The sequence below is a fragment of the Longimicrobium sp. genome (assembly GCF_036554565.1).
Lineage (GTDB): Bacteria > Gemmatimonadota > Gemmatimonadetes > Longimicrobiales > Longimicrobiaceae > Longimicrobium.
Window position 1 is genome coordinate 1 of sequence record NZ_DATBNB010000737.1, and the last position, 9,574, is coordinate 9,574.

5 protein-coding genes are annotated in these 9,574 nt (G+C 70.3%); all 5 read left to right on the forward strand.

Annotated features, from left to right (window positions below; all coding sequences use genetic code 11):
• The first annotated feature begins 205 nt into the window (after positions 1 to 205).
• Positions 206 to 1,360, forward strand: coding sequence for a DNA repair exonuclease (locus VIB55_RS20660; protein ID WP_331878564.1), 1,155 nt, complete (start codon positions 206 to 208; stop codon positions 1,358 to 1,360).
• 3 nt (positions 1,361 to 1,363) lie between these two features.
• Positions 1,364 to 3,805: an SMC family ATPase gene (locus VIB55_RS20665; RefSeq protein WP_331878565.1), complete on the forward strand. Its 2,442-nt coding sequence runs from the start codon at positions 1,364 to 1,366 to the stop codon at positions 3,803 to 3,805.
• 36 nt (positions 3,806 to 3,841) lie between these two features.
• The gene (gene trpE / locus VIB55_RS20670; RefSeq protein ID WP_331878566.1) at positions 3,842 to 5,347 is read left to right on the forward strand and encodes an anthranilate synthase component I; all 1,506 of its coding nucleotides are present in this window, start codon (positions 3,842 to 3,844) and stop codon (positions 5,345 to 5,347) included.
• A gap of 410 nt (positions 5,348 to 5,757) precedes the next feature.
• Positions 5,758 to 9,051: a SusC/RagA family TonB-linked outer membrane protein gene (locus VIB55_RS20675; protein ID WP_331878567.1), complete on the forward strand. Its 3,294-nt coding sequence runs from the start codon at positions 5,758 to 5,760 to the stop codon at positions 9,049 to 9,051.
• 19 nt (positions 9,052 to 9,070) lie between these two features.
• Positions 9,071 to 9,574, forward strand: a 504-nt coding sequence (locus VIB55_RS20680) for a SusD/RagB family nutrient-binding outer membrane lipoprotein (RefSeq protein ID WP_331878568.1), incomplete at its 3' end; no start/stop codon positions are given.

Genomic DNA, 9,574 nt, shown 5'->3' on the forward strand with positions numbered 1-9,574 from the left:
CCTCCCCCGCGCAGCGGGGGGATGGGGGCCGGGGGGAGGGGGCTCCCAGAGGCATTCACCGGCAGCCAGGCCGTCTGGTGTGACTTCTCCCCTCTCCCGCGCAGTTTGCGGGGAGGGGCCGGGGGAGGGGCCTCCCGGACGCCGTCAAGACGACATCACACGATCAGCATCAATAGAACCGAACCACAAGCAGAACCGAATTACAGTGAGAATCGCCCACCTCGCCGACCTTCACCTGGGCTTCCGCGCCTACCACCGCGTCACGCAGCGCGGTGCCAACGCGCGCGAAGCCGACGTGGCCGACGCCTTTCGCCAGGCCGTCGCCCGCGTGGTGGAACTGCGCCCGGACCTGGTGCTGGTGGCCGGCGACGTGTTCCACACCGTCCGCCCCTCCAACACCTCCATCGCCGAGGCATTCCGGCAGTTCTGCCGCCTCTCGGAGGAGCTTCCGGAGACGCCGGTGGTGATGATCGCGGGCAACCACGACTCCCCGCGCTCGGCCGACACGGGGAACATCCTCAACCTGTTCCGCGAGATCGACGGGGTGCGGGTGGCGTGCGACGAAAGCCGCACGGTGCACCTTCCGCAGCTGGACACCTCCATCCTCTGCCTGCCCCACGTGGCTCTGTTCGCGGGCGAGCTGGCGCGGCTGGAGCCCGACCCCGCGGTCAAGCACAACCTGCTGATGCTGCACGGCACCATCGGCGGGGCCGCGGCCGAGCAGAAGCTGCGCTACGTGTCGGAATACGGTGGGGCCATCGTCGAGAACACCGACATCGGCCCGGAGCGGTGGGACTACGTGGCGCTGGGCCACTACCACATCGCCACCGAGATGGCGCCCAACATGTGGTACGCCGGAGGCATCGAGCGCACCTCCACCAACATCTGGATGGAGAAGGAAGAAAAGGGGTTCCTGCTGTACGACACCGAGACGCGCCGGGCCGACTTCCAGCCGCTGCGCACGCGCACGGTGGTGGACCTTCCCTGGGTGGAGGCGCGCGGCCTGGGCCCCGCCGAGGTGGACGCCCGCATCCGCGCGCTGGTGGAAAAGGTGCCCGAGGGCATCAAGGGCAAGATCGTCCGCATGGTGGTCACCGACGTGCAGCGCCCCTGCATCCGCGAGCTGAACCACAAGCAGATCCGCGAGTGGAAGGCCGAGGCGCTGCACTTTCACCTGGACGCGCGCCCGCCCGAGATCCGCCGCCGCGCCGCGTCCGGCGCGCCCGTGCGCCGCCAGACGCTGCAGGAGCAGGTGGAAAGCTTCATCCGCAAGGACTGGGTGCTGCGCGACGACCGCTGCGACCGCGACCACCTGGTGGAGCTGGGCAAAACGTACGTCGAGCGCACCGGGGAGGGCTGAGCCATGCGCCTCCGCTCCCTCTCCATGCGCAACTTCCGCCAGCACGCGCACACCGAGATTACCTTCCGCCCCGGGCTCACGGGCATCATCGGGCCCAACGGCGCGGGCAAGTCCACCATCCTGGAGGCCATCGCCTGGGCCATCTACGGCGCCTCGGCGGCGCGCGGGACCAACGACACCATCAAGTTCGCGCGCGCGGGGGCGCGTTCGCGTGTGGAGGTGGACCTGGCGTTCGGGCTGGGCGCGCACGAGTTCCGGGTGATCCGCACGCTCACCACCGCCGAGGTGTACCTGGACGGCGGCGCCTCGCCCGTGGCGTCCACCGTGGGCGGGGCGACGGCGTACCTGCAGCAGCGCGTCGGGATGACGCGCGAGGAGTTCTTCAACACCTACTTCACCGGGCAGAAGGAGCTGGCGTTCCTGGCCACCATGGGGCCCGCGGACCGCGGCCGCTTCCTCAGCCAGGTGCTGGGCTACGAGCGGCTGCGGCGCGCGCAGGACCTGGTGAAAGGGCGCAAGACCGAGCTGCGGAGCGAAATCCGCGGGCTCCGGGCGACGCTCGGGGATCCGGAAGAGATCGCCGCCGCGCGCGTGGCGGCCGAAAAGGGCGTGGCGGAGGCGGTGGAGGCGCGGAAGGCCTCGGTCCGCGCGGCGGAAGATGCCGCCGTCGCGCTGAAGGAGATCACGCCGCGCTGGGACGATGCGCAGAAGGCCCGCGAACGCTACCGCGAGCTCACGCACGCCATCGGTCAGGCGGAGCGCGACGGCGAGGCCGCGCGCCGCGAGCTGAACCGGGCCGCGTCGGAGCTGGAGGCCGTCGCCGAGGCAGAGGCCGCGCTGGCACCGCTTCGCGAGAAGCTGGTACACCTCCCCACCGTCACCGATCAGTGCACGAAGCTCAGCGAGCTGGCGCGCCAGGACGAACGCCGCAAGGCCCTCGTCCGGCAGGTAGCGGATCTGGATGCCGAGCTGGTGCGCGCGCGCGAGCGGCTGGAAAAGGTGGCCACGGCCCCGGAGCTGGAAAAGAAGTACGCGGGGGAGCTGGAGCAGCTGCGCACCCAGCGCGAAGCCGTCGCCGCCGCGCTGGACGAAAAGAAGTCCACCTGGCTGGCCGACAAGCAGGACGCCTTCACGCAGCTCTCCACCTACCGCGAGCGCGGCGCCGAGCTCAAGGAGCAGATCACCCAGATCCGCTCCCTGGGCGCCGAAGGCATCTGCCCCACCTGCGGCCGTCCCCTCGGGAAGGACTACGAACGCACGCTGGAAGAGCTGGAAGACCAGTGGCGGATGCTGGTGCAGGACGGAAAGTGGCGGGCCAAGCGATACGAGCAGCTCGAGGCCAAGCCCGAGGACGTCGTGGAGCTGGAGAAGCTGCTTCCGCAGCTGGTGGAGGCGGTGGAAGACCGGTCGCGCAAGCTCACCCGCTGCCAGGGCGCCTTGCAGGAGCTGGAGCAGCTGACGGCGGACCTGGCCCAGCGCCAGGCCCGGCGCGGGGAACTGCAGGGCGAGCTGGACGCGCTCCCCTCCGGGTACGACGCCGCGGAGCACCGCAAGGCCGAAAAGCGCTTGGCCGAGCTGCGCGAGCTGGAAAAGAAAGCCGCCCGGCTGGAAGAAACGGCCGCCCGCGGGGCGGACTGGGAGCTGGCGCAGTCGCAGGCCCGCGCCCGCGAAGCCGCGGCGGTGCAGCAGGCCGGCGCCGCCACGGCGGAGCGCGACGGGCTGGGGTTCAGCGAAGAAGCCTTCGAGGCCGTGCGCGCCGAGCAGAAGCGCCTGGACGAGGCCGTGCGCGCCGCCGACCTGCGCGTGGCCCGGGCCACGGGCGACCTGAACACCGCCGAGCAAGCGCTGCAGACCGCCACCCGCGCCGAGACGCTGTACCGGCAGCGGGTGAAGGCGGTCGAGGCGCAGGAAGCCGAGCTTCGCTACCACGACGAGCTCGACCTCGCCTACAGCGAGCTTCGCCAGCAGCTGAACGACCAGGTGCGGCCGGAGCTGTCGGAAATCGCCTCCGCCTTCCTTTCGCAGTTGACGGACGGGCGCTACACGTCGATGGAAATCGACGAGGCGTACAACCTGATGGTGATGGACGAGGGCGAGGACAAGCCGGTGATCTCCGGCGGCGAAGAAGACATCGCCAACCTGGTGCTGCGCCTTTCGCTTTCGCAGATGATCGCCGAGCGTGCCGGGCACCCGCTGTCGCTGCTCATCCTGGACGAGGTGTTCGGGTCGCTCGACGTGGCCCGCCGCGACAACGTGGTGCAGCTGCTCCATCACCTGGAAGACCGCTTCGAGCAGGTGATCCTGATCACCCACATCGAGGGGATCCGCGAAAGCCTGGACCAGGTGCTGCGCGTGGAGTACGACGAGCGCGCCGGCACCTCGGTGCTTCGCGAAGAAAACGTGACCGGCGGCGACGACTTCGAAGCCCCGCTCGCCGCCGACTGACGCGGTCCTCCCATCCGATCCTCATCCGTGACTCCCGTGACCCCAGCGCCCCCTTCGCCCGGCCTCGCCGAGTTCCTGGACCTTGCCGAAGGCGCCACCGTGGTGCCGGTGTGGCGCGAGTTCCTGTTCGACACCGACACGGCGGTTTCCGCCTTCCACAAGCTGGCACGGCCGCCCTTCGGGTTCCTGCTGGAATCCGTGGTCGGCGGCGAGCGGTGGGCGCGCTACACCCTGCTAGGGAGCGAGCCGCGCTCCGCCTGGCGCCTGCGCGGGCGGCGGGTGGACACGTGGACACCCGCGGGCGGATGGGTGGACCAGGGGGAAAGCGACGATCCGCTCGGCGACTTCGACCGCATGCTGACGTCGTTCCGCCCGGCGGAGGTGCCCGGCCTTCCCCGCTTCTGGGGCGGGGCGGTGGGGTACTTCGGCTACGACACGGTGCGGCTGATCGAGCGCCTTCCCGACGCGCCGGCCGAGGGGCTGGACCTGCCGGACGCGGTGTTCATGCTCACGGGGACCACCGTCGTCATCGACAACCTGTTCAACCGCGCGCGCGCCGTGGTGGCGGTGCAGGTGGAAGGCCTGTCACGCGTCGAGCGGGAGGAGCGCTACCATGCCGCGGGCCTGGAGATCGACGCGCTGATCGCCCGGCTGCACGAGTCGCCCGGGCCCGCGCCGCTGGCCCTGGCCGACGCCGGCGGCGAGGTGGACCCCGACTTCGAAAGCACCAGCAGCCGCCAGCGGTACGAAGACGGCGTGCGGCGCGTGCAGGAGTACATCCGCGCCGGAGACGCCTTCCAGGTGGTGCTTTCGCAGCGGCTGACGGTGCCCCTCGCCGCCGAGCCCTTCGACCTGTACCGCGCGCTGCGGACGCTGAACCCGTCGCCGTACCTGTTCTACCTGGACCTGGACGGCACGCGGCTGATCGGCTCGTCGCCCGAGGTGATGGTGCGGCTGGAGGATGGGAAGGTGACGGTGCGCCCGATCGCGGGCACCCGCCGCCGCGGCGCCGACGCCGCCGAAGACGAGCGGCTGGCAGCCAGCCTCCTGGCAGACCCCAAGGAGGTGGCCGAGCACCTGATGCTGCTGGACCTGGGGCGCAACGACGTGGGGCGGGTGGCCCGCTGGGGAACCGTGACGGTGCCGCAGCGCATGTCCATCGAAAAGTACTCGCACGTCCTGCACATGGTGTCCACCGTCGAGGGCGAGCTGCGCGAGGGGATGTCGGCGATGGACGTGTTCCGCGCGTCCTTTCCCGCGGGCACCGTTTCCGGCGCGCCCAAGGTGAGGGCCATGGAGATCATCGACGAGCTGGAGCCCGCCCGCCGCGGGCCCTACGCCGGCGCCGTGGGCTACTTCGGCTACGGCGGGCGCACGATGGACACCGCCATCGCCATCCGGACCGTCGTGGCCCAGGGGGGGCGGGCGCACGTGCAGGCGGGAGCGGGCATCGTGGCCGACTCGCGCCCCGCCGACGAGTACGACGAAACGCTGAACAAGGCCCGTGCACTGCTGCGCGCCGTGAAGATGGTGGGCGGGTGAGCAAGGGAAAAAGGGGATGGAAACGGATGTAGCAGCCGGTGAGGGCGAAGCCCGCCGCTCTTGACACCCCCGGATACCCATCCTATATAGAGGCGTATCCACTCCGCAGGACAGCACTTCCAACACACCATCGACGCGGCGCCGCAGCGGTTTTCGGCAGCTCGGCCATTCGCGCCAGTCCGGCGCCTATCTTCATTCCGGCACCACCCACGTCCACCCGCACCCGGAGGGCCGACGCGAAATTTCCCGGAGTCGAGCAGGGCACGACCCTTCGGGCAGCAGCGGCTTCCTTCGCCGAAGGAGGCAGGCGCGCCCCCCGCACCGCGCGGCTCCGTCGCGAAGCCGGTGCGAACCATCGGACCCCACCCGGCGCGCCATCCCGGCCGCCGAACCAAACAGGAGGACGAGGAATGAGAAATTTCCGTCGGCTGATCGCGGTAGTGATCGCGGCGGCGCTCGCACCGGTTTCGTTGCTGGCCCAGGAGGCCGCGACGGTGACCGGGCGCGTCACGAACGCCCAGGGCCAGCCAGAGGCCGCCGTGCTCGTGCGCATCGAGAGCCTGAACGTCGGTTCCCCCACCGGCCCTGACGGCACGTACAGGGTGGTGATTCCCGGGGCGCGCATCCGCGCCGGGCAGGCGGTGCAGATCTCCGCCACGCGCGTGGGCCTTGCCACCCAGACGCGCACCATCACGCTGAACCCGGGCGCCAGCCTCACCCAGAACTTCCAGATGGCGACCAGCGCGCTGCAGCTGGACGCGGTGGTGGTGACCGGGGCCGGGCTGCAGACCCGCGTGGAGCGGCTGGGCACGGCGCGCGCCAGCATCGACTCGGCGGTGCTTTCGCGCACCAACGAGACGAACGTGGTCTCGGGCCTCGCGGGCCGCGTGGCCAACGTGGTCACGCACCAGGCTTCCGGCGAGGCCGGCGCCTCCACGGCCATCCGCATCCGCGGCCAGAGCACGCTGAGCGGCACCGGCCAGCCGCTGTTCGTGATCGACGGCGTGCCCATGAACAACTCCACGCGCTCCACCTCGGGCGCGCTGCAGGGCACCGTGGCGCCCAACCGTGCGTCGGACATCAACCCCGACGACATCGAGTCCATCGAGATCCTCAAGGGTCCGGCGGCCACCTCGGTGTACGGGGCGCAGGCCGGCGCCGCCGGGGCCATCCTGATCACCACCAAGCGCGGGCGCGCGGGACGCACCACCTACTCGTTCCGCAGCTCCATCCAGCTGGACGAAGCCGCCTCGACCCTCCCCCTCCAGCAGAGGTACGGGATGGGCACGTCGAGCGTGACCCCGCCCTGCGCCCTGAACCCCACGATCACCAACGGAAAGGGCTGCTCCATCAGCAGCGGCTTCCAGTCGTGGGGCGCCCAGATCGCCCCCGGCACGCCGACGTACGACAACGTCGCCAACCTGTACGAAACCGGCCGCATCTTCGACAACGCCCTGACGATGTCGGGCGGGAACGAGCGCACCACGTTCTACCTGTCGGTGGGCGACGTGCGGCACAACGGCTTCATCTGGGGTGACGCCGACACGTACAACCGCAGCACCGCGCGCCTGAACGCCTCGCACCGCCTTCGCGAAAACCTGACGGTGGGCGGCAACGTCTCGTACGTGCAGACGGGCGGCCAGTTCGTGCAGCGCGGCAACAGCGTGAACGGCCTGATCCTGGGCGCGGTCCGCACGCCGCCGGAGTTCAACAACCGCATCTACCTGGACCCGGCCACCGGCCAGCACCGCAGCTTCCGGCTTCCCCTGCCGGGCCCCGGCGACGCGCTGACCAACCGCGGCTTCGACAACCCGTTCTTCGCGGCCTTCGAGGGCGAGAACACCGCCGAGGTCGGCCGCGTGTACGGCAACATCAACACCAACTGGCAGGCGCTCAACTGGCTGCGGGTAACCCACAACCTGGGCATCGACTACGCCAGCGACGACCGCATGGAAGCGGTTCCCGTCGGCAGCTCCGGCGCCGCGGTGGCGGGCCAGGTGACCCGCTGGCAGTTCTACGACCGCATCCTCGACCACAACCTCGTCGCCACGGCCGACTACTCGCTGGGACGCCTGATCTCCGGGTCGGTCAGCGCCGGCCAGAACCTGAACGAGACGTACTTCCGCCAGGTGTTCATCACCGGGCAGACGCTGATCGCGCCCCGCCCGTTCAAGCTGGCGAACACGGTGTCGCGCCAGCTGCCCACGGACGCCGACTCCACCAGCCGCATCGAGTCGTACAACCTGACGGGCACCATGGACGTCGCCGACCAGCTGTTCCTGACGGCCGGCGTCACCAACTTCGGCTCGTCGCGCTTCGGCTTCAACAGCAAGCGGGCCTGGTACCCGCGCGCCCAGGCGGCGTGGACGTTCACGCGTCCGCTGAACCTCCCCGAGAACCTGCTCAGCTTCGGCAAGCTGCGCCTGGCGTACGGCGAGAGCGGGCAGCTTCCGGGCATGTACCAGCTGCAGGACGTATTCTCGGCGGGGCTGATCACCGACTTCAGCCCGGGTGCGCAGCTGCAGCCCACGCTGGGCGGCCTGGGCGGCCTGTACACCTCGGCCACGCAGGGCAACCCCGACATCGGCCCGGAGCGGGTGTCCGAGACGGAGCTGGGCGTGGACCTGGCCTTCTTCAACGGCCGGACGGACCTCAGCCTGACGCACTACCGGCAGAACGCGTCGGACGTGATCTTCCCCATCCAGCTGGCGCCTTCGACGGGCTTCGGCCAGCGGGTGCTGAACGCCGCCGAGATCCAGAACCGCGGCTGGGAAGCCACGGCCAACTTCCGGATCGTGGAGCGCCGTGACTTCAGCGTGAACGTGGGCGGCCAGTGGGCCCGCAACCGCAACAAGCTGCTGAGCCTGGGCGACACCGCCCGCAAGGAGCTTTCCAGCCCCTTCCTGGGCGGCTCGTTCGGCGGGCGCACCACCGACGCCGTGGTGGGCCAGCCCCTGGGCGTGTTCCAGGGCACCGACTTCGCCCGCTGCGGGCGCGGCCTGGAGATGGTGGGCACCGAGAACGTCGGCGCGGCCTGCGCGGGCAAGCCGGACGGCGCGCTGTACATCAACGCCTCGGGCTTCCCCATCCAGGACCCCACCACCCGGGTGATCGGCGACCCCAACCCGGACTGGACGGGCGGCCTGACCGGCGAGGTGAACTTCCGCGGCGTCCGCCTGAGCGCGTTCGTGGAGCACCGCTCCGGCGGCAGCAACCAGAACATGACCCGTGCCTCGATGTACAGCTACGGCACGCACGGCGACACCGAGCAGCGCGCCACCTGCACCACCGCCGGCGGCGTCACCACCTGCGTCGGCAACGAGCAGGTGTTCGGCCAGACCATGATGCCGGGTGCCGTCGTGGGCCCCGGTGCCGGCAAGGCCGTGCCCATCGGCGAAACCTGGTACACTTCGCTGGGCGGCATCGGCGGGCCCGCGTCACAGTTCCAGGAAGACGCCACCTACACGCGCCTTCGCGAGGTGACCATCGGCTACACCTTCTCGCAGCCCTGGGTCACCCAGCGTCTCGGCCTCAGCGCGATCGACGTGCGCCTGGCCGGCCGCAACCTGAAGACCTGGACCAACTACACGGGCTTCGACCCCGAGGTGAACGTCGGCGGTGCCGCCGCCGCCAACCGGGGCATCGACTGGATGGTCAACCCCCTCTCGCGCGCGTGGGTGTTCTCTCTGGGCCTCACCCACTGAACAGGAACGGAGCAACGTGATGAGCAAGAAATTCACGCTCGCGGGCCTCGCGGCCGCCATAGTGGCGGTGTCGGGGTGCAGCGACTTCCTTACCGGCGAGGGGATCGACGAGAACCCCAACCAGCCGGTCACGTCCACCACGCAGCAGCTGTTCGTGGCCGCCCAGGCGCAGGCGTTCGTCCGGCAGGAGGGGCAGGTCGCCCGCAGCGCCGCGATGTTCATCCAGCAGCTGTCGGGGACGAACAACCAGCAGAAGGACTACGGCAGCTCGTACCTGAACACCGAGGCTGCCTACTCCGGCATGTTCGCGGGCTTCTACACCGGCGGCGGGCTGGTGGACTGGCGCAAGATCCAGGCGAACGCCCGGGCCGCGGGCGACCAGCAGTTCGAGGGGATCGCCAAGGTGTGGGAGGCCCTGCAGATGGGCACGGCCGCGTCGGTGTGGGGCGACATTCCCTACCGCGAAGCCGTGGGCGAGGAGACGAAACCCGTGCTGGACCCGCAGCAGCAGGTGTACGCCGAC